The organism is Streptomyces sp. NPDC088725 (assembly GCF_044751305.1).
Taxonomy (GTDB): Bacteria; Actinomycetota; Actinomycetes; order Streptomycetales; family Streptomycetaceae; genus Streptomyces.
In genome coordinates this window covers 543,266-564,439 of sequence record NZ_JBIVLO010000001.1, presented here as the reverse complement: position 1 = coordinate 564,439, position 21,174 = coordinate 543,266, and the positions used below count along the sequence as shown (strand labels likewise).

General features: G+C 71.7%; 10 protein-coding genes and 1 pseudogene. 2 read left to right on the top strand and 9 right to left on the bottom strand.

Going from position 1 to position 21,174, the window contains the following annotated elements; all coding sequences use genetic code 11:
• Positions 1-134: 134 nt before the first annotated feature.
• The 4 genes from ACIP6N_RS02425 to ACIP6N_RS02410 form a co-directional block, all read right to left on the bottom strand.
• The gene (locus tag ACIP6N_RS02425) at positions 135-914 is read right to left on the bottom strand and encodes an exodeoxyribonuclease III (RefSeq protein WP_401812177.1); all 780 of its coding nucleotides are present in this window, start codon (positions 912-914) and stop codon (positions 135-137) included.
• Between the two features lie 121 nt (positions 915-1,035).
• Entirely contained in the window at positions 1,036-1,668 is a 633-nt protein-coding gene (locus ACIP6N_RS02420; protein ID WP_401812175.1) for an MBL fold metallo-hydrolase, read from the bottom strand.
• 50 nt (positions 1,669-1,718) lie between these two features.
• Positions 1,719-3,005: a 4-carboxymuconolactone decarboxylase gene (pcaC, locus tag ACIP6N_RS02415; RefSeq protein ID WP_401812173.1), complete on the bottom strand. Its 1,287-nt coding sequence runs from the start codon at positions 3,003-3,005 to the stop codon at positions 1,719-1,721.
• A gap of 249 nt (positions 3,006-3,254) precedes the next feature.
• Positions 3,255-3,878, bottom strand: coding sequence for a histone-like nucleoid-structuring protein Lsr2 (locus ACIP6N_RS02410; protein WP_401812171.1), 624 nt, complete (start codon positions 3,876-3,878; stop codon positions 3,255-3,257).
• Between the two features lie 161 nt (positions 3,879-4,039).
• On the opposite strand from ACIP6N_RS02410, the pseudogene ACIP6N_RS02405 reads away from it, so the two are divergent.
• Positions 4,040-4,300, top strand: a pseudogene (locus tag ACIP6N_RS02405) (acetylglutamate kinase); the annotation flags it as partial.
• Between the two features lie 224 nt (positions 4,301-4,524).
• Here the strand turns inward: ACIP6N_RS02405 and ACIP6N_RS02400 are convergent.
• The 3 genes from ACIP6N_RS02400 to ACIP6N_RS02390 all read right to left on the bottom strand — a co-directional run bounded on the left by ACIP6N_RS02400 (position 4,525) and on the right by ACIP6N_RS02390 (position 7,063).
• The gene (locus ACIP6N_RS02400) at positions 4,525-5,046 is read right to left on the bottom strand and encodes a GNAT family N-acetyltransferase (protein WP_401812169.1); all 522 of its coding nucleotides are present in this window, start codon (positions 5,044-5,046) and stop codon (positions 4,525-4,527) included.
• Between the two features lie 156 nt (positions 5,047-5,202).
• Positions 5,203-6,774, bottom strand: coding sequence for an amidohydrolase (locus tag ACIP6N_RS02395; RefSeq protein WP_401812168.1), 1,572 nt, complete (start codon positions 6,772-6,774; stop codon positions 5,203-5,205).
• A 79-nt stretch (positions 6,775-6,853) separates the two neighbouring features.
• A complete protein-coding gene (locus ACIP6N_RS02390; RefSeq protein ID WP_401812166.1) occupies positions 6,854-7,063 on the bottom strand; it encodes an MbtH family protein in 210 nt (69 codons plus the stop codon).
• Between the two features lie 250 nt (positions 7,064-7,313).
• Between ACIP6N_RS02390 and ACIP6N_RS02385 the strand changes: the two genes are divergently transcribed.
• Positions 7,314-8,408, top strand: a complete 1,095-nt coding sequence (locus ACIP6N_RS02385; RefSeq protein WP_401812165.1) for an alpha/beta hydrolase-fold protein — start codon at positions 7,314-7,316, stop codon at positions 8,406-8,408.
• Positions 8,409-8,505: 97 nt separating this feature from the next.
• Here the strand turns inward: ACIP6N_RS02385 and ACIP6N_RS02380 are convergent, their stop codons facing one another.
• Together ACIP6N_RS02380 and ACIP6N_RS02375 are read right to left on the bottom strand one after the other, a co-directional pair.
• Positions 8,506-10,206, bottom strand: coding sequence for an ABC transporter ATP-binding protein (locus tag ACIP6N_RS02380; RefSeq protein WP_401812164.1), 1,701 nt, complete (start codon positions 10,204-10,206; stop codon positions 8,506-8,508).
• Positions 10,193-21,106 (bottom strand): amino acid adenylation domain-containing protein, encoded by a 10,914-nt coding sequence (locus tag ACIP6N_RS02375; protein WP_401812163.1) that lies wholly within the window; start codon positions 21,104-21,106, stop codon positions 10,193-10,195. The genes ACIP6N_RS02380 and ACIP6N_RS02375 overlap by 14 nt, the downstream gene beginning before the upstream one ends.
• Between the last annotated feature and the right edge of the window lie 68 nt (positions 21,107-21,174).

The window sequence follows — 21,174 nt, the reverse complement described above, 5'->3', positions numbered from 1 at the left end:
TAGGACGCGCTGCTCGGAGACAGGACGCGCTGCTCGGAGACAGGACGCGCGGCTCGGAGACAGGACGCGCGGGCCAGACGAAGGCCCCCGCGGCTCGGACACAGGACCTGCCGCTCAGGCGCAGGGCGCGCGGCTCAGACGTCCAGGTCGACCACCACCGGTGCGTGGTCGGAGGCGCCTTTCCCCTTGCGCTCCTCGCGGTCGACGTAGCTGTCCTTCACGGCGGCGGCGAACGGGTCGTTGCCGTACACCAGGTCGATGCGCATGCCCCTGTTCTTGGGGAAGCCCAGCTCGCGGTAGTCCCAGTACGTATAGGGACGGTCGTACTTCAGCGGGCGGGGCACCACATCGGTCAGCCCCTCCCCGCGCAGCGCGGCGAGCGCGGCGCGCTCCTCGGGCGTGACGTGCGTGGCTCCCTCGAAGCGCGAGAGGTCCCAGACGTCCTCGTCGGCCGGCGCCACATTGAAGTCGCCGAGGACGGCGAAGGGGCGCGCGCCCGCCGCGTCGGCGGCGGCCGCCTTCCGCAGGGCCTCCAGCCAGCGCAGCTTGTACGCGTAGTGGTCGTGCCCGACCTCGCGGCCGTTGGGCACGTAGACCGACCAGAGACGGACGGGACCGCAGGTCGCCGAGATGGCGCGGGGCTCCGCCACGCCCTCGTACTCCGGGCCGCCGGGGAGCCCCTTGACGACGTCGTCGAGACCGGCGCGGGAGATCAGCGCCACCCCGTTCCACCGGCCGGTGGCGTGGACGGCGGACGCGTAGCCCGCCTCCCGCAGCTGCTCGGCGGGGAACTGCTCCTCCGTGCACTTGGTCTCCTGGACGCACAGCACGTCGGTGCCGCTGCTCTCCAGCCAGGCCAGCAGCCGGGGCAGGCGGGCGGTGATCGAATTGACGTTCCAGGTGGCGATGCGCATGGGTCACAGCCTATCGGCGGGGTACGACAGCCACCGTTCCGTCCGGCGCGAACCGGGCTCCGGGCTCCGGTCCCGACGGGGACCCGCGGCCCCGCCCGCGGCCCGCGGCGCCCCCGGGGGCTCACACCTGCCTGGAGTCCCCCGGTGCGAGCCTGCCGTGGTCAGCGCCGCCCAGAGCTCCGATCTGCGCGTCGTATATGGGCCTCGCCAGATCCGTGAGCAGGGCGTCGTGAATGTCGATGGCGCGCCTCGGCGCGACCTCACGGACATAGTCGATCACCTCGGAGATCTTGCTCCACGGTGCGTGCACGGGCAGCATCAGCGTCTCGACCGGCTGGTCGGGGACGGTCAGCGCGTCACCGGGGTGGAAGAGGGAGCCGTCCACGAGATAGCCCACGTTGGTGATGCGCGGGATGTCCGGATGGATCACGGCGTGCAGCTCACCGTGCACCTGGACGTCGAATCCCGCCGCACTGAACGTGTCGCCGTGGCCGACCGTGTGCACGCGCCCGGGAAAGGCGGCGGAGAGCTGGCCGGCGACGCTGCGCAGCGTCCACAGCTCGGCCGCCGGGTTGGCTTCGAGCCCCGCCCGCAGCCGGTCCTCGCTGAAGTGGTCGGGGTGCTCGTGTGTGACGAGGACGGCGTCGGCGCCCGCCGCCGCGTCCTCCTCACTGAAGCCGCCGGGGTCGATGACCAGCGTGCGCCCGTCCTTCTCCAGCCGGATACAGGCATGCGTCTTCTTGGTGAGCTTCACCGGTGGTCACCTCTCACTGTTCGTTCTTATGCGGTCGCCTTCCCATCCTGCTACTCCTGCGGCTTCGTCTCCTCATGGATCACCGCGGTAGCCACCCGGAACGCCGCGTTCGCCGCGGGAACGCCGCAGTACACGGCCGTCTGCATCAGCACTTCCCTGATCTCGGCGGGGCTCAGCCCGTTGCGCAGCGCGGCTCTGGTGTGGAAGGCCAGTTCCTCCAGGTGCCCGCCCGCGACCAGCGCGGTCAGCGTCACGACGCTGCGGGTACGGCGGTCCAGGGCGTCCCTGGTCCACACCTCGCCCCAGGCGTAGCGGGTGATCAGCTCCTGGAAGTCCGCGGTGAAGTCGTCGGGTGCCAGCGCCCGGTCCACATGGGCGTCGCCGAGGACCTGCCTGCGCACCCGCAGGCCTTCCTCGTACGGGTCGGGGCGCAGGGCGGAGACCTCGGGCAGCTGCTCCGCGGGGGCGATCTCGGCGACCGGGCCGGTCATCGGTGAGAGCGGCGGGGTGAGCCCTTCGGGCAGCATGGTGATGCCCGTGGGCGTGTCGGCCGGGTTGTACCAGGCGGTGGAGAAGTGCCGTACGAGCAGATCCGTCACGGCCGCGGGCTGCTCGACGGGCGCCAGGTGGGACGCGCCGGGCACCAGCGCGAGCCGGGCGTCCGGTATGCCGGCGACCAGGGTGCGCGCCTCGGCCGGTCCGGTCACGTGATCCTCGGAACCGACGAGCACCAGGGTCGGTACGGCGATACGGGCCAGCTCCGCCCGGATGTCGAAGGCCGCCAGCGCCTCGCAGGCCGCGATGTAACAGCCCGGGTCGGTGGTGCGGACCATCTGGACGGCCCACTCGACGATCGCCGGCTGGGCGGCCGCGAAGCCCGGGGTGAACCAGCGCTCGGGCGCGGCGCGCGCCATCGGCTCAAGACCGTTGGCCCGTACGATCACCCCGCGCTGGCGGAATTCGTCGGCGGTGCCGAACCGGGGCGAGGCCGCGACCACGGCGAGTGAGGCGATGCGGTCGGGTCTGCGCAGCGCCAGCTCCGCGCCGATGGCGGCGCTGATGGAGCAGCCCGCGTAACCGAACCGCTGCACCCCGAGCAGGTCGAGCGTGGCGAGCAGCCGCTCGGTGAGGTCGGGAATGCTCGCCGCCGGGTACGCGGGGGCGCCTCCGTGTCCGGGCAGGTCGAAGCGGAGCACGCGCCACTGACGGGCCAGTTCGGGTACCTGACGGTCCCACATGTGCCATGTGGTACCGAGAGAGGGACCCAGGATGAGGACGGGTGCGTCTTCCGGCCCGTCAACACGGTATTGCAGGGGTTTCGGTGGTGTCTCGCTCACCCGTCGACCCTCTCATCTCTCACGAGATCTCATACGGCCGGTCCCAACCTAACGGCTCCTGCCCCGCTCGCTACGACAGAACCGGCACGCTGACCATGGGGTTCCGGCTGGGCAACGACACCATCGGTCGGCAGGTGACCTGGTCGCTGTCCGATCGCCATCGACGGCGAAGTATCGGTTCCGCCTCGGCGGGATGGGCGGAGGCCACCTGGTCAACGCGGGCCTGGCTGCGGCGGAGCCACCCTGAGATCAGTTCTGTTCCTGTGCCTGTTCCCAAGCCTGCCGGACAACCGCAGGAATGCGTCCACGCATCGGAACGTCGTATCCGTTCGCTCGCGCCCATTCTCGGATGGCCTCAGGGTCGGAGGGCGCGGTTTCCACCGGTGGTAGAGGTGGGGACCATTCATCCAGGCGTGACGGTTCGAAGCCGACGCTGGCGCGCATCAGGCCTTTCGGGAACTGAGGGACATCTGTGCTGCCGCTCAGGACGGAGACGAGGAACTGGGTCAGAGTTCCGTCGAAGGTGAACCAGCGTGGTCCGCGCGCTTCGTTGACGGCGATTGTCCAGGCTTCCGGGTCTTCGCGGGGAGCAGTGATCCAGAACAGGTACTCGCCGTTATCCGTGGCGCCGCACGGAAGGAGCAGCTCTGGATCGACAGGTGACGGGTAGATGCCGCGAGCGTGATCCGAGCGCAGTTGCTCCCGAGTCCGCTGAGATGCGCTGCCGGTGAGGTTGACGTGCACCGATGTGTGTCGCGGGTCGTAGACCCAGAGGTAACTTACGAAGGATCCCGGGTCGTAGGCTGCCGTGAGCTGTTTGTAGTCCTCGGGAAGGCGCAGGCCGAGTGCGGATTCGACAGCCGGCCAGTCCACGGGGGGCTGCTGGGTGCGGGGTGGGGGGCAGAGCTCCGTGAGGCGCTCGAGGGGGGTCATTCGATTCCGTCCCTGCGTCGGATCTGTTGTGAGGCATGGTCTGGGTTCTGGAAGTCCGATGCGAGCCGGAAGCCTCGGTGGCCGTCGGCTTCCATTGTGCCGACGTGGAGGGGCTGTACGCGGACTGGCCGCACAGCACCAAGGTGGTCGAGCGTCTGACGGCCGACGCGCTGGACTGGCTGCTGCCGGGGCTGGCGAGTGGGATGCTGCCGAAGATGGAAGGCTGCCTGCGGGCCGTCCGCGGCGGTGTGCGCAGGGCTCATGTGCTCGACGGCCGCGTGCCGCACGCGGTGCTGCGAGGCACCCTCGGCGACAGCGCCCCGGGCACCACCGCGGTTCCGGGCCCCGCGCGGCGGGGCTGATCCGGGCGGGGCCGATCCGGGCGGCGCGGGTCGTCGGTACAGGCCGCGGAGCAGCGGACCGTCCGACACCGACCGCCGCACGCGGGCCGTTCGTCACCGACCGCCGCACGCGGGCCGTTCGGGCGGCCCCCGCACGCGGGCCGGTCGTCACCAACTCCGGTACGCGGGCCGCCCGAACGGCCTTTGCGACCGCCCGGCGCACCGATCCCGCGGCGAGCGGGCCGTCACAAGACCCTCGCCAGGATCCGCGCGCCGCGCCTCGGGTCCAGGGACTCCGTCCAGGACGAAGGCGCCAGACGCGCGGCCGCGGGCGCGAACCCGTGCCGGAGGAAGAGGGCGCCGTCGCCGGTCGTCGCCGTGAACAAGGCATCGAGCGACTGGTTGCGTGCCGCGCACAGCGCGGCGCGCAGGAGCCCGGCCCCCACTCCGCGCCCCTGCCTGTGCCCGGCCACGCAGAAGTTGTACAGAACACCCACGGGCCCGCGCTCCTCCCCCGGGCCGGCCGGATGCACACGCAGCCCGACGCAGCCTTCGACGGGACCCCCGGGGGCCTGCGCCACGAGGAAGTCGGCGGCGTGAGCGGCGTAGAGCCGGGCGGGCCGCTCCCGCAGCGCTCCCGAGCGCACGAAGGGCCGGGACAGGCAGGCGAACGCGACGGCGTCCTCCTCGCGGGCGGAGCGCACGGAGAAGGCCGGCGCGGGGAGCGCGTGCGGCAGTCGGGCAGGGCGCGGCGTAGCCGTGATCAAGGCTTTCCTTCCTCGGTTCCACGATCGGAGGACGGCTCATGGCCGTGTCGCTCCGACGAACAAACGCGAGATTAGGTTAGCCTTCCCTAACTTGTGAGTCCAATGGCCGTCAGCTCACCTCCGGAGACCCCGGCCACCGGTCAAGAACCTTGGTCACTAACGGCTTTGGACCTCGACGCCGTCGACGTACGTGGCCACCACCTCGATGTCCCCGATGCGTGACGGATCGACCCGCCGGGGGTCGTCGCCGAGCACGACCAGATCGGCGCGCTTGCCCGGTGTGAGGCTGCCCAGGATGTCCTCCCAGTGGCAGGCACGGGCACCGGCGACGGTGTAGGCGTGCAGGGCCTCGTCGACGGTGATGCGCTCGTCCGGGCCGATCGCCCGGCCGGACTCGGAGGCGCGCTCGACCATGAACTGCACGGCCCGCAGCGGGGATCCGTCCGTGACCGGGCGGTCGGAGCTGCCGACGAGAGGGATGCCGTGGTCCAGGAACGCCCTGCCCCGGTAGAGCCAGGGGGCCCGCTCCTCGCCCATGATCGCCGCATAGTCGTCGCCGAAGAAGCGCAGGAAATTGGGCTGGACGACGGCGCTGACGCCGAGCCGCGCGAAGCGCGGGAGCTGGTCGGGGCGGATCAGTCCGGCGTGCTCGATACGGTGCCGGGCGCCGGGGCGCGGCCAGCGGCGCTGGGCGTGTTCCAGGGCGTCCAGGGCGACGTCCGCCGCACGGTCGCCGATCGCGTGGACGGCGAGCTGCCATCCGGCGCGGTGACCGTCCACGATCGTCTCCGCGAGCACGTCCGGATCGTCCTGCAACTGGCCCGCGTGGTCCAGCCCTTCGTACGGGCTGCTGAGCGCGGCGGTCCTGGCCATCATGCCGCCGTCCGTGAAGATCTTCAGCGCGCCCACGGAGAGGCGGTCGTCGCCGAACCCGGTGCGCAGCCCCAGGTCGAGGGCGCGCGTGAGGCCGTCGTCGTCGTGCGCGTCGACCTGGCGCAGCCGGTCCGCGGAGACCATGAGCTGCACCCGAAGCGGCAACAGGTCCTTGTCGCGGGCGAGTTGATACGCACCCAACTCGACGGGGCTGTGGCCGACGAGACCGCCGCCGATACCGGCCTCGGCGCAGGCGGTGACTCCCTCGGCCAGACAGGTCCGCGCGGCGCGGCCGATCGCCTCGGCCAACTCCCTCTGGGAGTACGGCAGACGCAGTGCGCGGGCGGCCGCCATGGCACCCTCGGCGAGGAAGCCGTTCTCGTGCGGGATGTCGGCGGGGAGCAGGTCGAGAACGGCGGTGTTGACGACGCAGCCGTGCCCGGAGTCGTGCAGGATGAACACCTTGCGCCCGTGGCTGACGCCGTCCAGTTCGGCGGCGGTCAGGTGGCGGCCCAGGGCTCGCTGGTCGTAGCCCGCGATGCTCACCCAGCCGCCCGGCGTGGCCGTTCGAGTGGCGGCCCGGCCGACGACTGCGAGCACGTCCTCGACCCGTGTCAGGCCCGCGATGCTGACGGTGTTCTCCTTGAACCCCGTCCAGGCCAGGTGCACATGGGCGTCGACGAACCCGGGCAGCACGGTGGCGCCCCGCAGGTCGATCACCTCGCGCGCGGGCAGAGAGGTCACCGCCTCGTCGAGACCCACGATCCGGCCCCGCCAGATGCCCAGGTCGTGGGCGACGGGGTGATCCGGATCCATGGTCAGGAAGCGCGCGTTGGTCAGTCGCGTGCAGAGCATCGGCGGTACCTCCTCAGGGCTTGCCCGGCCGCGGGCAGGTGGCTCCGCCCCGGGACGGGGAACGTCGGCGCGTGAGGCGTCAGTCGGTGGACGCCGCGAGAGAACGGGGGCGCAGGTCGGTCCAGTTGGTCTCGATGAAGTCCAGGCAGTTCTCCCGGGTGTTCTCCTCGAAGACGGTCGTCCATCCGCCGGGGACCTCGGCGAAGGACGGCCAGAGCGAGTGCTGTCCCTCGTCGTTCACCAGGACCAGGAAGCGGCCTTCGGCGTCGTCGAAAGGGTTGGTGCTCATGTGTCGTTGTCTCCTCGGTTCTTCGGTGCCGACGGGCCGGTGCCGGCCGCGCCGTGGGGGTACATGAGGTCGTCGGCGCGAGGCCGGCCGGTCCGGCGCCGACGGGATCCTAACCGGGCTCCCGGCCAAGGGCGTTCGGGGCCTGTCGGGAGGCGGACCAAAGGGAGCGGGACAATCTCATTAGGTTAGGCTCACCTAATACAGGATGAGCCTAACCGCTCCCTTTCCCTCTCACAAGGAGACGACGTTCATGCGCCTGGCCGACAGCGAAAGCGACTTCGCCGCGTTCGGACTGCCCGGCGAACCGGGCACCGAAGAGTTCTGGGCGGCGGCGCGGACGCCCGTGTCGGTGCCCGCCGACGACGGCGGCTGGCTGACCCTGTTCCTGTGGCGCGGGTCTGAGGCCCGCGTAGGCTTCGAGAGCTGGTCGGAGCCGATTCCCCTGCGCCGGTGGGGCGTTACGGACTGCTGGTACGCCCGGGTGCGCATGCCGGAGCGGCTGCGGGTGACCTATCGGTTCCTCGTGGGCGACGCGGCACACGCCGACCCGTTCAACCCGGTCGGCGCCGGCGGTGACCGGTCCGTCGCCGCCACTCCGGACGCCCCGGCGCAGCCGCACTGGCCCGCTCTCGGCGCCGACGACGTCCTGCCCCTCCCCCGCACGCGGCTCCGCTGGAACAGCGAACGGCTCGGCGGACGGCGCACCGTGCGCGTTCATCCGGTGGGCGGCGGCGGACCCGTCGTCCTGCTGCTCGACGGGGACGACTGGCTGTACCTGCACCCGGCCATGACCGCGTTCGACGCGGCCTTCGCGGCCGGCGAGATGCCCGCTGTCACCCTCGTCTTCCTGCCCGCCAAGGACAGGCAGGCGGAGTTCGGGTGCACGCCCGAACTGTGGGAGGCGGTCCGGGACGAACTGCTGCCGCTGATCAGGGAATCCGGCGCACCGGCCGACGTGGACCGGCTGGTGGTCGCCGGGCAGAGCCTGGGCGGCCTGAGCGCGGTGTACGCGGCCCTGGAGTTCCCGGACCTGGTCTCGCGCGTCGCCTGTCAGTCCGGGTCCTTCTGGTGGACACCCGGCGCCGCGGAGCTGCCGGACCCGCTGGGCGGCCCGGCCGGCGGCGCCGTCGCCGCGCGGCTGCGCGAGAGCCCCGACCTGTCCCGTCTGCGCTGTGCGTTCGACGTGGGGGAGCACGAGACGCGGATGCTGCCCCACTGCGAGCTGACCGAGGCCCTGACCGAACAGGCCGGTGCGACCGTGCGGGTGTCGCGTTCGGCTGCGGAGCACGACCGGGCGGGCTGGCGGCAGGCGCTGCTCAGGGATGTCGCCTGGGCTCTCGGCTGAGCGGTTCCGGGGACGTGTTCGCGCACGTCCCCGGAACCGGCGCCGCAGGTTCCTCAGGGGCCTGTCCGCCGGCTCCTGCCCGTGGCCGCCGGACGGTTCACCGGGCCACGGCCAGGCAGTAGTCCTCGTCGGTGGCGAGGAGGTTGCGGTGGGTGTCCTGGGCGGTGATGACGCCGTCGTCCAGGACGAGAACACGGTCGGCGGCGTCCAGCAGGGCCGGACTGCTGGTGATCACGACCGTGGTGCGGCCTCGGCGCACCTTCGCGACGTTGCGCGCGATGAGCTGTTCGGTGACCGCGTCGACGGCCGTCGTCGGATCGTGCAGGACCAGTACGTCGGTGTCGGCGGCCAGCGCGCGGGCCAGGGACAGCCGCTGCCGCTGCCCTCCGGACAGGTTCGCTCCCCGGTCGCGGACCGCGTAGTCGAGCCCGTCGCGGTGCAGTGCGACGACATCGGTCAGCATGGACGCCTCGACGGCCTCGGCGATCATCCGGCTGCTGCCCGACGGGTCGATGTTCGTGCGGAGGGTGCCCGCGAAGATCTCGCCGTCGTACGGATTCACCAGCATGTGTTCGCGGACCGCCTCGACCGACAGGTCCGCGAGCGGCTGCCCGCCGAGCCGCACCTCTCCCTCGTACGCCCGGGGCGCGACGTTCACCGCGAGGACCGACGCGAGGTCGGCCGCCGCGCGCGGCTGGTAGGCGGCGATCGCCGTGAACTCGCCCGCCGGCACCTCGAACTTCAGCGTACGCAGGGACCCGTACCGTACGCAGTCGACCTCCAGGCCCCCGCCCGCCTCCGGGCGCCGCGCCCCCGGAACCGTCACCGGCGGCGCGGAGAGCACCAGCGCCATCCGCTCGGCCGAAGCCCGCGCGATCATCACGTACTTGGGCATCTCCGAGAACAACTTGAGCGGTTCCATGATGAACTGCGCGAGGCCCACGGCCATGACCAGTTCCCCGATGGTGATGTCACCGCCGAACGCCAGCCAGCCCGCGGTCAGGGACACGGCGGCGGCGAGGGCCGCGTTGAGGGCCAGCGCGGTGCCCGCGTACGTGCCGTTCACCCGGGCCACGGTGATCGCCTGCCGCTTCGCGTCCGTGCTGACCTTCCGGTAGGAGCCGAACGCCGCGTGGTTGCCGCCGAAGCCGTGCAGCGGGCGCAGACCGGTGATCAGGTCCGCGACCTTCGCGCCGGCCCGCGCCACCCTGGCCTGCTGCTCGCGGGTGCTGTCGCCGATCCGCCGGGACATCACGGCCAGGACCGACAGCGTCGCGACGGTCCCCACGATCACCAGCAGGCCGAGCCTGAGGTCGGCGAGACCCAGCGCGAGCGCCGCGACCGCCACCGCGACCAGGGAACTGACCAGCAGCGGCACCACCTCGATGATGTCGGCGGTCTGGTCGGCGTCCTCGGTGGCGATGGTCAGCACTTCGCCGGACTTCAGGTCGGTGTCCCTGGCCACCGGCTGGAGCCCGCAGGCCGCCACCAGGACCCGCCAGCGGTGCGCCTCGGTCGTGTTGGCCTTCTGCAGGATCCGCATGCCGAACCGCCACGACAGCGACACCGTCGTGATGATCACGGCCAGCGCGCCGATCGACAGGCCGAGCGCGCCCGGGCTCCGGTGTTGCATCGTGTGCTCGACGATCAGGCCGAGCGCGATGGGAAAGGCTGTCTCCCCCGCCTGGTACAGGCCCATGAGGACGGTGCCCCGGACCATGGCGCCGACGTTGCGGCGCAGCGCGGTCCGCAGGATGTCCGCCCCCGGGCGGGGCCGCTGGGTGTCAGGAGTTTTCATCAAGGTGGCGGGCAATCGCTTCCGGGGTTCGCAGGGTGAAAAGATCACGGATCGTGATCACAGGGCCGTACTCCCGGCGGAGCAGCCCGATCAGCCGCACCGCCAGCATCGAGTGCCCTCCGAGGGACACGAAGTCGCTCACCGCGCTCACCTCGTCGTCGTCCAGGTCCAGGGCCTCGGCGAAGAACTCGCACACCACGGTCTCGGTCTCCGTCTCCGGGCCGCGCTCTCCCGCCGTGGTCAGCGCACCGAGCGGCTTCGGCTCCGGGAGCGCCTTGGTGTCGGCCTTCCCGTTCACCGTCAGCGGGATGCTGTCGACCTCGGCGTAGTGGGTGGGGCGCAGGAAGTCCGGCAGCCCGGCGCCCACTTCACCGGCGACCTGCGCCACGTCCGAGCCGTCCAGCACGAGATACGCGGCCAGCCGGTGCGCTCCGTCGACCTGCGGGTCGGGCTGGGCGACGGCGGCGGCGAATCGCACCGCCGGGTGCGCCGCGAACACGGCCTCGACCTCACCGAGTTCGACGCGGTGCCCGCGAATCTTGACCTGCTGGTCGGTGCGGCCCAGGTACGTCAGGTTCCCGTCGGTCCTGCGGACCACCAGGTCGCCGGTGCGGTACATGCGCTCGCCCGGTGCGCCGAACGGGCACGCGACGAAGCGGTGCGCGGTCTGGGCGCTCCGGCCGAGATAGCCGCGCGCGATGCCGATGCCCGACACGTACAGCTCACCGGGGACTCCGTCGGGCAGCGGCCGCAGCCACGGGTCCAGTACGTAGACCTCAGTGTTGTCGATCGCCACGCCCACCACCGGGTCCTGGCATTCGAAGGTGCCGACGCCGAGGGTGTTGATGGTGTATTCGGTGGGCCCGTACAGGTTGTAGCCGGCTGTTCCCTCGGTCTCGGCGAGCCGCCGCCACAGCGCCGGGGTGACGGCCTCGCCGCCCAGCAGCACCAGCGCCGGTCGCCGCGCCGGGTTGTCGAGCAGGCCCTCGGCCACCAACTGCTGTGCGTAGGTGGGAGTTACGTTGATGACGTCGATGCCGTGCTCACCGCAGTACTCGACCAGGCGCGGGGCGTCGCGGCGCAGTTCCTCGTCGCAGATGTGGACCTCGTGGCCGTCGGCGAGCCACAGCAGTTCCTCCCACGACATGTCGAACGCGAACGACACGGTGTGCGCGATCTTGAAGATCCGGTGGCCGTGCTCGGCGAGGACCGGTTCGAAGATCCGCCGCTGGTGGTTGATCAGCATGTTGGTGAGCCCGGCGTACTCGGTCACCACGCCCTTGGGCTTCCCGGTCGACCCTGAGGTGTAGATCGTGTACGCGGGGTGGCGCAGGCGGTCCGGATCGTCCGGCGCGAACGTCACGAACGGCTCGGCCCCGGGCAGGGGCTGGTCCAGCTCGATCAGGTCGCCGGTCAGCCGGGGTGACACGGCGCGCACGGTGAGGATCACCTCGGGACAGGCGTCCGCGATGATCGCGGCGATGCGCTCGTCCGGGTGGTCCAGTTCCAGCGGTACGTACGCGGCGCCGACGCGCAGCACGGCGAAGAGCGCCACGATCGAGTCGAGGGAGCGCGGGACCGCGAGCCCCACGGTCGTCTCGGGGCCGATGCCCCGGCGGGCGAGCACACCCGCCACCGCGCGGCTGCGGTCGCGGAGTTGGGCGAAGGTCATGGCCTCGCCCCGGGCGACGAGCGCGACCCGTTCCGGATCGCGGTCCGCGGCCCGGTCGAAGCGGTCGACCACGGTGTCCGTGCCGATGCCGGTGCGCTCGGGCGGCTCGGGATAGGCTCCCAGCCCGCGCAACGCGCCCAGCCGTCCCGTCGAGCCGGCCAGGTTCCCGAGCACGCGCAGGTAGTCGTCAAGCAGACGAACGGCGCTGGCGGGGTCGCCGTCGCGGTGCTCCAGCTTGACCGTGAGCCGGTCGCCGGGCGTGACGACCCAGGTGAACGGGTAGTGCGTGGAGTCGTCCGCCCGCACCGAGGTAATGCCGTGCCGGGCGTTCATCTCGGCGAACGCGTCCAGGTCCAGGAAGTTCTGGAGGACGAACAGGTTGTCGAACAGGGTGTCGTGCCCGCTGGCCCGCTGGATCTCGCCGAGCCCCAGGTGCTCGTGCTCCATGGCCTCGACCCGGTCAGCCTGTACGGCCGACAGGTACGCGCCGACGGTGTCGCCGGGCCGCGCCCGCGTCCACATGGGCACGGTGTTGAGCAGCACACCGACGATGCCGTCATGGCCCTCGCCCTCACGGCCCGAGACGGTCACACCGAACACGGCGTCGGCGCGGCCCGTGTGGGCGCCGAGGAGGAGGCCGAACGCTCCGGTCAGCACCGAGTTCAGCGTGACGCCGTGCGTCCTGGCCGCTTCCCGCAGCCGCTGCGTCAGTTCGGCGGAGAGCGTGCGCACGAGAGCGCGCGGCAGGTCGTCGGAGAGCGAGGAAGCCGGTCCGGCGAGCAGCGTCGGACCCGGCAGGTCCGCCAGGTGCTCCGCCCAGAAGCGATTCGACTCCGCGGGGTCCTTGGCGTCGAGGGCCCTGGCGTAGTCCTCGAAGCTCGGGGTTGCCGGGGCCGCGTCCCACGGCTCGCCCGCGACGACGGCCCGATAGGCGTCGAACAGGTCCCGCAGCACGATCTCGCGGGACCAGCCGTCCCAGAGCAGCAGGTGGTAGCTGAGCAGCAGACCGTCCCTGCCGCCGGGCAGGCGCACCACGGTCAGCCGGATCAGCGGCGGCTCGGCGGGGTCGAATCCCGACTCCCGGTCCCGGGTGCGCAGGGTCTCGACGTCCGCGTCCGTGGTCAGTTCGACCGTACGGACACCGACCCGCCGGCCCGGCTTGAGCACCTGGACCGGGTTGCCGTCGTCGTCGGTGGCGAAGCCGGCGCCGACGACCGGGTGCCGGGCGATCACGCGCGCCATCGCCTCGGCCAGCGCGTCGGTGTCCAGGCGCCGGTCGAAGGTGAAGTAGCTCTGCGCGACGTAGTGTCCGGCCGCGCCCGCCATCTGGGCCTGGAAGAACAGGCCGCGCTGGAGCGGGGTGACCGGCGCTGTGCGTTCGGCAGTCGAGGAGGCGTCCGCGATGCGCTCCAGCGCGCCGCGCCAGTGCTCGGTGATCTCGTCGGGCACACCCTCGGCGAGGGTGAAGGCAGCGTGCAGGCTGCCGGTGGCCGCGTCGGTCCACGCGTTGACCTCGACGGCGTACGGGGTGCCCTGGTCGCCGCCCGTGATGCGCGGCGCCTGGGACTCGCCGCCCCGGCCGAGGTAGTTGAACAGGACCTGCGGGCGAGCGTTCAGCAAGGGGGCCGTCTGCGGGTTGAGGTAGCGGAGTTGGCCGTAGGCGAGGTGCCCGTGCTCGTCCGGCTGGCGTTCCGCGGTCTCGCGCGCCGCCGCGACGGGGTCGCTGTGCGCGGTGAGCCGCACGGGTGCGATGGAGGTGAACCAGCCGACGGTACGGGTGTAGTCGTGGTGGTCCAGCGCCGGTACGCGGCCGTGCCGCTCCAGTTCGATCGCGAGATCGGTGGGCGTGGGCTGTACGTGCGTCAGCGCGGCGCGCAACGCGCCGCACAGCAACTCGGTGAGCCCCAGGCCGAGTACGGCGGGCGCGGTGCGCGTCACGCGGTCGCTCACGCCGGGGGCGAGCACGACCTCGGTCTCGCGCGGATTCCGGACCTCGGGAAGCAGCGCGGGCACCTGGAGTGTGGTGATCCAGTGTCCGAGGCCGTCGATCACCTGAGTGGAGCGTACGGCCAGGGCTTCGGCGTATTCGGCGTAGGACGTGGTGGGCGGGGCCGGTTCGGCCCCGCTGAGGGCGGTGGCCAGGTCGTCCAGGAGGACCAGCCAGGACACCGCGTCGACGGCGAGGTGGTGCGCGGTGACCACCAGGGTGCGGCTCGCCTCCAGCCAGGAGAACGCGACGACATCTCCGGATTCCGGATCGAGCCGTCCTGCTGCTTCGTTCGCCGCGGCCGCCGGATCGGTGGCGTCCGTCCGGGCGACGGTGATCTCGCGGGCGGGTTCGGTACGCAGGGTCCAGACGCCGTGCTCGACGCGCAGCCGCAGCCGGAGGGCCGGGTGCGCGGCCACGACCGCGTTCGCGGCCCGGCGCACGTCGGCGAGTTCGGTGCCTTCGGCCGCCACCAGCGTCCTGGCCTGGGCGAACCGGTCGAGTGAGCAGCCCAGTTCGCGCTGGCGCAGGATGATCGGCGTCACGGGCAGCGGGCCGTCCACGCGGCCGTCCACGCGAGGGGACGGCGCGGCCGTCACGGCCTGCGGGGCACGCGTGCCGAGGTGTTCGGCGAGCGCGCGCGGTGTCCTGAACAGGAAGACGTCCCGGGGCGCGATCGAAAGGCCGAGCGCCCTGGCCCGGTTGATCAGGGTGATGGCGACGATGCTGTCGCCTCCGGCGCCGAAGAAATCGGTGTCGGCGTCCACGGCGGCCCCGGGCAGTGTCCGGGCGAAGACGTCGACCAGTGAGGTGAGCGCGGAATCGCTCGCGGCCACAGGGGTGTCGTCCTGGGCCGCGCGTTCGGCCAGGGCCTTGCGGTCCAGCTTGCCGTTGACGGTCAGCGGCAGGGCCTCGGCCGGCAGCACCCGGGCGGGCACCATGTGGACGGGCAGCACGGTGGACAGCAGGCCGGTGATGCCGTCGGGCACCCGGCCCACGACGTGCGCGACGAGGTGGTCGCCGCTGTCCGCGACGGTGACGGCCGCGTCGACAACGCCGTCCAATCCCCTGACCGCGGACTCCACCTCACCCAGCTCGATGCGGAAGCCCTTGAGCTGCACCTGATCGTCGGCGCGGCCGGCGAACTCCAGTTCGCCGTCGAGCGTACGGCGGGCGAGGTCGCCCGTGTGGTACATGCGGGAGCCGTCGCCCGCGAAGGGGTCGGCCACGAACCGGCCCGCGGTGAGCCCGGGACGGCCCAGGTAGCCGAGCGACACCTGGTCGCCGGCGACGTAGATGGCGCCCACGCGGCCCGGCGGCACCGGCCGGAGCCGGTCGTCGAGCAGGTGGGTGACCAGGCCGGGAAGGGGGCCGCCGATCGGGCTGACGCCTTCGTCGGGGCCGATGCCGTCACCGCCGAAGTCCTCGTCGGTCAGCACCCGGTGAGTGACGTGGACGGTGGTCTCGGTGATGCCGTACATGTTGACCAGCTCGGGCGAGCCGGCGCCGTGCCGCTCGACCCAGCCGCGCAGCCGCCCGAGATCCAGCGCCTCGCCTCCGAAGACGATCCGGCGCAGCGCCGTGACCGGCTCGTCGGCGTGCCGGTCGGCCTCGATGAACTGGTAGAACGCCGACGGGGTCTGGTTGAGCACGGTCACGGCGCGCTCGCGGACCAGCCGGTGGAAGTCGACCGGCGAGCGGGTCAGCGCGTACTCCGGCACCAGCAGCTCACCCCCGTGCACCAGCGCGCCCCACAGCTCCCAGACCGCGAAGTCGAAGGAGAAGGAGTGGAATTGGACCCATACGTCGCTCGGGCCGAAGCCCATGGCGGGCCGGGTGTTCGCGAACAGCGTCACCACACCGGAGTGCGGAACGGCGACCCCCTTGGGCCGGCCGGTCGAGCCGGACGTGTAGATCACGTACGCGGTATCGTGCCAACCGGCCCGAGGCCCGGCGGAATCCGAAACCGGCGGCGGCTCGTCTCCCTGAACGAGCACCCGGGCCTTCACCCCTGCCCGGTCCAGCAGTCGGGTGAAGCGGCCTCGCTGTTCGCGGTCCACGAGGACGACCTGCGGGGCGGCGTCGGCGAGGATGTACTCCAGCCGCTCGTCCGGGTACGCCAGGTCCAGCGGTACGTACGCGCCGCCCGCGGTGACGACCGCGACCAGGGCGACGACCTGCTCGACGGAGCGCGGGACGGCGACGGCGACCCGGTGGCCGGGGCCGACACCGGCCGCGCGCAGAGCTGCGGCCAATTCCTGCTTGGCGTCGCTCAGTTCGCCGTAGGTCAGCGACCGGGTGGCGCCGTCCAGCGCGCACTGGGTGACGGCGGTGGCAGCCGGGTCGCGCGTAACAGCGGCGTCGAACAGTTCGCCCAGGGGCACCGGGGAGACCGGCACGGGGTGCGGGGTGGTCTCGGGGGCCAGGTCACCGACCAGGGCGTCCGGTCGGCCGAGCAGGCCGGTGAGGGTCCGGGTGAACGTGTGCAGGATCGCTTCGGCGCTGTCCCGGCGCAGCAGTTCACCGTCGTAGATCAGGTTGAAGCGCGGACGACCGTCGAGCGCGCGCTCCACCACCAGCGTCAACGGGTAGTGCGGGGCGCCCTCGTTGACGATGTCGGTGATGACCAGCGTGTCATCGGGCCCGCGCAGCGCGTCCACATCGGTCGCGACGTCGAACACCACCAGGGTGTCGAAGAGGGAACCGGCGCCGGCCTGGCGGCCGATCCTCGCCAGCGAGACATGCTGGTGTGCCAGCACCGTGCTCTGGTGGTCCCTTACCGAGGCGAGCAGGTCGCGCGCCGTGGTGTCTTCGGTCCAACGGGCTCGCACAGGAATGGTGTTGATGAACAGGCCCACCATGTCTCCGATGCCGGGCACCTCCGCGTCGCGACCGGACACGGTGGACCCGAACACGACGTCCCTGCCGTGCAGGATGCCGCCCAGTGTCACCGCCCACGCACTGTGCACGGCCGCGCTCAGGGGCACACCGGCCGACCGGGCGGCCGCGTCGATGTCGTCGGCGGGCTCCACCGCGGTGTCGGCGAACCGTTCGGAGGGCGTGTGGCCCTCGGCGACCAGCGAGGGGCCCGGCAGACCGGCGAGTTCGTCGCGCCAGACCCGGTCGCTCTCCTCCTGATCGCGTTCGGCGAGCCAGCTCACGTAGTCGCGGTAGCTGCCCAGGGCGTACACGGTGCCCGGCGCGTGGTACTCGGCCAGCAGCGCGCGCAGCATCGGCGGCACCGACCAGCCGTCGGCGATGATGTGGTGCACGGTCTGCACCAGGACGCCGCGGCCGGAGCCCGTGCGGATGAGCGTGTAGCGCATCAGCGGTCCCCCGGCCAGGTCGAACCCGGCGCGGCGGTCCCGCTCGGCGTGCTCGCGGATCTCGTCGTCGGTGAGGGAGTCGCGGTCCAGCGTGGTGAAGGGCGCCCGCACACCGCTCTCGACGACGGAGACGACACGCCCGTCGGCGAGGGGCGTGAACCGGGCGGCCAGGTTGGGGTAGAGCGCGAGCAGCCGGGTGGCCGCCGCCGCGAGCCGGTCGGCGTCCACCTCGCCGTCCAGGGTGAGCAGTTGCTGCTCGACGTAGCTGCCCGTGGCGTCGTCGTCGAAGACCGAGTGGAAGTACAGGCCCTCCTGCAACGGGGTCAGCGGCAGGATGTCGCGCAGCGCGGGACCGTCCAGGGCGTCGACGTCGGCCTGGGTGAGCGGCACCAGCGGGAAGTCACTGGGAGAGTGGCCGCCCTCTTCGAGCGCGGCCAGGGCTGCCAGAGCGGCGCGGAAGTACTCGCCGAGGGTGGTGATGTCCTCGTCGGTGAACATCCCCTCGGGCCAGGAGATCGTGGTGACCAGCTCGTACGCGCCGTTCGCACCGGGTTCGGCGATCGCGTTGAACTCCAGGGCGCGCGGCAGACGCATCCTCGGGTCGCGCTTCTCGCCCAACTGGCCTGTGGCGCAAGCGAGCTGCCAGTCCGCCGGGGTGCCCGCGTCGAAGCGGCCCAGGTAGTTGAACAGCACCTGCGGTGCGGGCGCGGTGAATTCGGTGTCGGTCAGGTAGCGCAGTGCGCCGTAGGAGATGCCGTTGTCCGGCACCCGGGCGAGGTCTTCCTTGACCGCCTTGAGCGCGGCGGCCAGGTAATGGGACGCGGTGAAGTCGGCCGTCGCGCCGGGGTCAACGGTGACCGGGAAGAGGGTGGTGAACCAGCCCACGGTCCGCGACAGTTCCGGCTCGAAGCCGGCGGTGTCCGCGACGAACCGCCCCTCGCGGCCGTGTCCTTCGAGTTCGATGTGGGCGAACGTCTGGTCCTGCCCGCGGTCGCGGCGCCAGCGGGCGAGGCCGACGGCGAGCGCGGTCAGCAGCACGTCGTTGACGCCCGCGTGGAACTTCGCGGGAATCTCGCCCAGCAGCGCGGCCGTGTCCTGCGGGCCGGTGGTGACGGTCCGCGTCAGCTCGCGGGCCACGGTGTCGGCCTCGGTCAGGGCGCGCCTGCCCAGTGGCGCGTCCGCTCCCGGCAGGGGACGCCGGTGGTGGGTCCGGTCCGTGTCGGATGCCGCGCGTTCCAGCAGCTGGGTCCAGCGCCTGAACGACGTCCCGGCGGGGGGAAGTCCGATCGGCGTGCCGGAGGAGAACTGCCGCCACGCGGTGGCCAGATCCTCCATCAGGATCCGCCAGGACACGCCGTCGATCACCACGTGGTGGGCGACCAGGACGAGTTGCCGTGCCTCGCGGCGCCAGACGGCGCGCAGCATCACACCGTGGTCCGGGTCGAGTCCGCCGGTGGCCAGCTCGACGCACTCCTCCACCGGACGGTCGCTCTCCTGCCACCGCGCGCGGGACTGCCCGGCCTGAGGGATGTCGAAGCCCCACGCGTCGCCGCGCACCAGCCTGGCGCGCAGCATGTCGTGGCGGCCGAGTACGGCGGTGAGGATCTCGTCGAGGGCGTCGGCCGTGAGGTCCGCAGGTGTGTTCAGTACGACCGACTGGACGAAGCCGTCGATCGCGCCGGTGGTCTCACCGAGCCACTGCACGATGGGTGACCCCACGACGGAACCGGTCGCCACGTCGCCGTGGTCCTCGGTGGAGACGTCCTCACGGCTCGCCACCGCCGCCAGTGCACCGATCACACTGTGGGTGAAGATCTGCCGGGCGGTGACGTAGAGGCCCGCGTCGCGCAGCGCGCTCAGCAGGGAGATAGCCAGGATGCTGTCTCCGCCGAGCTGGAAGAAGTCCTGGTCGACGCCGACCTTCTCCAGCCGCAGCAGCGCCGCCACGGTCGCGCACACCAGGCGTTCCTCGTCGGTGGCGGGCTCCACGAGGGAGCGTGTGCCGATCTCGGGCTCGGGCAGGGCACCCCGGTCGAGCTTGCCGTTCGCGGTGAGCGGGAACTCCTTCATCACGACGAGGTGGGCGGGCACCATGTACTCGACCATGTGCGCGGTGGCCCACGCCTTGACCTCCTCGGCCCGCAGGTCCTCGCTGCCGGAGGCCGGGATCACGTACCCCACCAGGTAGGTGCCGCCCGTCGCGTTCTTCTTCGCGACGACGCAGGTGTGGCGTACGCCGGGGTGTTCCGCGAGGCCGGCCTCGACGTCCTCGATCTCCAGCCGCATGCCGCGGATCTTGATCTGGTTGTCGGCGCGGCCGAGGAAGTCCAGCGTCCCGTCCGGTGCGAACCGCGCCAGGTCACCGGTCCGGTAGAGCCGGGATCCGTCCGAGGCGAAGGGGTTCGCCACGAACCGGGACGCCGTGAGGCCCGGCGCGTTGACGTACCCGCGGCCCAGGAGGAGCCCTCCCGCGTAGAGTTCGCCGCCGACCCCGACCGGGACCGGGCGCAGTTCGTCGTCCAGGACGTACAGCTGGGTGTTGGGGTTGGCCCTGCCGATCGAGGTCGACAGGCGTTCGGCCGCGCCCCGGTAGATGACGTGGGAGACGCCGATGGTCGTCTCCGCCGGGCCGTAGCCGTGGTAGAGGGGGATGTCGAGCTGGGTGCGGAACCGCTCGTACAGCTCCGGGGTCAGCACCTCGCCGCCGCACCACACGTGCCGCAGGCTGTCCAGACGGCCGGAGTCGCCGACCAGCTCCAGCAGCACGTCCAGCATGGACGAGACCAAATAGGTGAAGGTGACGCGGTGTTCGGCGATCACACTCAGCAGGTGGTGCGGGTCGCGTTCGCCGCCGGGCCGCAGGACCACCAGTCTGCCGCCGGAGACCAGCGGCAGGAAGATCTCGTTGATGGAGATGTCGAAGGACAGCGGCGCCTTGAACAGCGACGCGTCGTCGTGGCCGAAGTGCAGGATCTCGCCCACTTGCCACAGCAGGCGCTCACTGATCGCCTCGTGGCGGATCATGGCGCCCTTGGGCCGTCCGGTGGAGCCGGACGTGAAGATCACGTAGGCGAGGGCCGTGCCGGGGACGGTCGCCTCGGGTGCCTCTGCGGGGTGGTCGCCGAACCGCCAGTCGCCGAGATCGACGGCCACGGCGTCCGGTTCGCCCGCGTCGTGATCGCCCGAGGCGTTGAGCTGGAGCACGACCCGGGCGTCCTCGATGACGACGGCCCGTCGTGTGGCGGGCCACTGCGGATCGAGCGGCACGAACGCGCACTTCGCCTGGAGCACGGCGAGCAGCCCGATGACCATGTCGGCGGAACGGCCCAGCGAGATGCCGACGACCTGTTCGGAGGTGAGGCCGCGTTCGATCAAATGATGGGCCAACTGGGCCGAGAATGAGGCTACCTGACGATACGTCAGTGATCGGTGTTCGTCGACGACGGCGACGGCGTCCGGCCTGGCGCGCGCCTGTTCGCGGAACATCTCCATGAGGGTCGGGCGGTCCCGGTCGGCCCGGGTGTCGTTCCATCCGGCCAGCGCTTCCATCCTCGCGGCCGCGTCGAAGGGGCCGATGGTGCCGAGGGGCCGATCAGGGAAGTCGGCCAGATCGTCCAGCGCGAGCTGCGCCTCGGCCGGTACGACACCGTCCGGGACGGTGATGCTCCGGCCGTCTTCGCCGACCTCCCAGCCTCCGCTTCCGGGGCCCGCGCTGTCGACCCACCCGAGGACGTCGGTGAAGAGCGTCGCGGGTGTGAGGTCCAGGCTTTCGGGACCGGCGCCCGTCGCCCAGTACGACAGCCCGACGGCGCAGGCTTCGGCGATGGTCCGGTTGCCGTAGTCGCCGGTGCGCCGGCGCACATCGGCCAGGCGGGTGGGGGAAAGCAGTACGCGAGGCGCGCGCGGTTCCATCATCGAAGACTCAGCATCCTTCCGAGGCATGCAAGTTAGCCTAACCTAACTTAGGCTTACCTAACTACTGC

Bases quoted from the DNA above. Each gene is read 5' to 3' on its own strand.
- ACIP6N_RS02425 (WP_401812177.1), bottom strand. From the start codon at position 914: ATGCGCATCGCCACCTGGAACGTCAATTCGATCACCGCCCGCCTGCCC.
- ACIP6N_RS02375 (WP_401812163.1), bottom strand. From the start codon at position 21,106: ATGATGGAACCGCGCGCGCCTCGCGTACTGCTTTCCCCCACCCGCCTG.
- ACIP6N_RS02380 (WP_401812164.1), bottom strand. From the start codon at position 10,206: ATGAAAACTCCTGACACCCAGCGGCCCCGCCCGGGGGCGGACATCCTG.
- ACIP6N_RS02390 (WP_401812166.1), bottom strand. From the start codon at position 7,063: ATGAGCACCAACCCTTTCGACGACGCCGAAGGCCGCTTCCTGGTCCTG.
- ACIP6N_RS02385 (WP_401812165.1), top strand. From the start codon at position 7,314: ATGCGCCTGGCCGACAGCGAAAGCGACTTCGCCGCGTTCGGACTGCCC.
- ACIP6N_RS02395 (WP_401812168.1), bottom strand. From the start codon at position 6,774: ATGCTCTGCACGCGACTGACCAACGCGCGCTTCCTGACCATGGATCCG.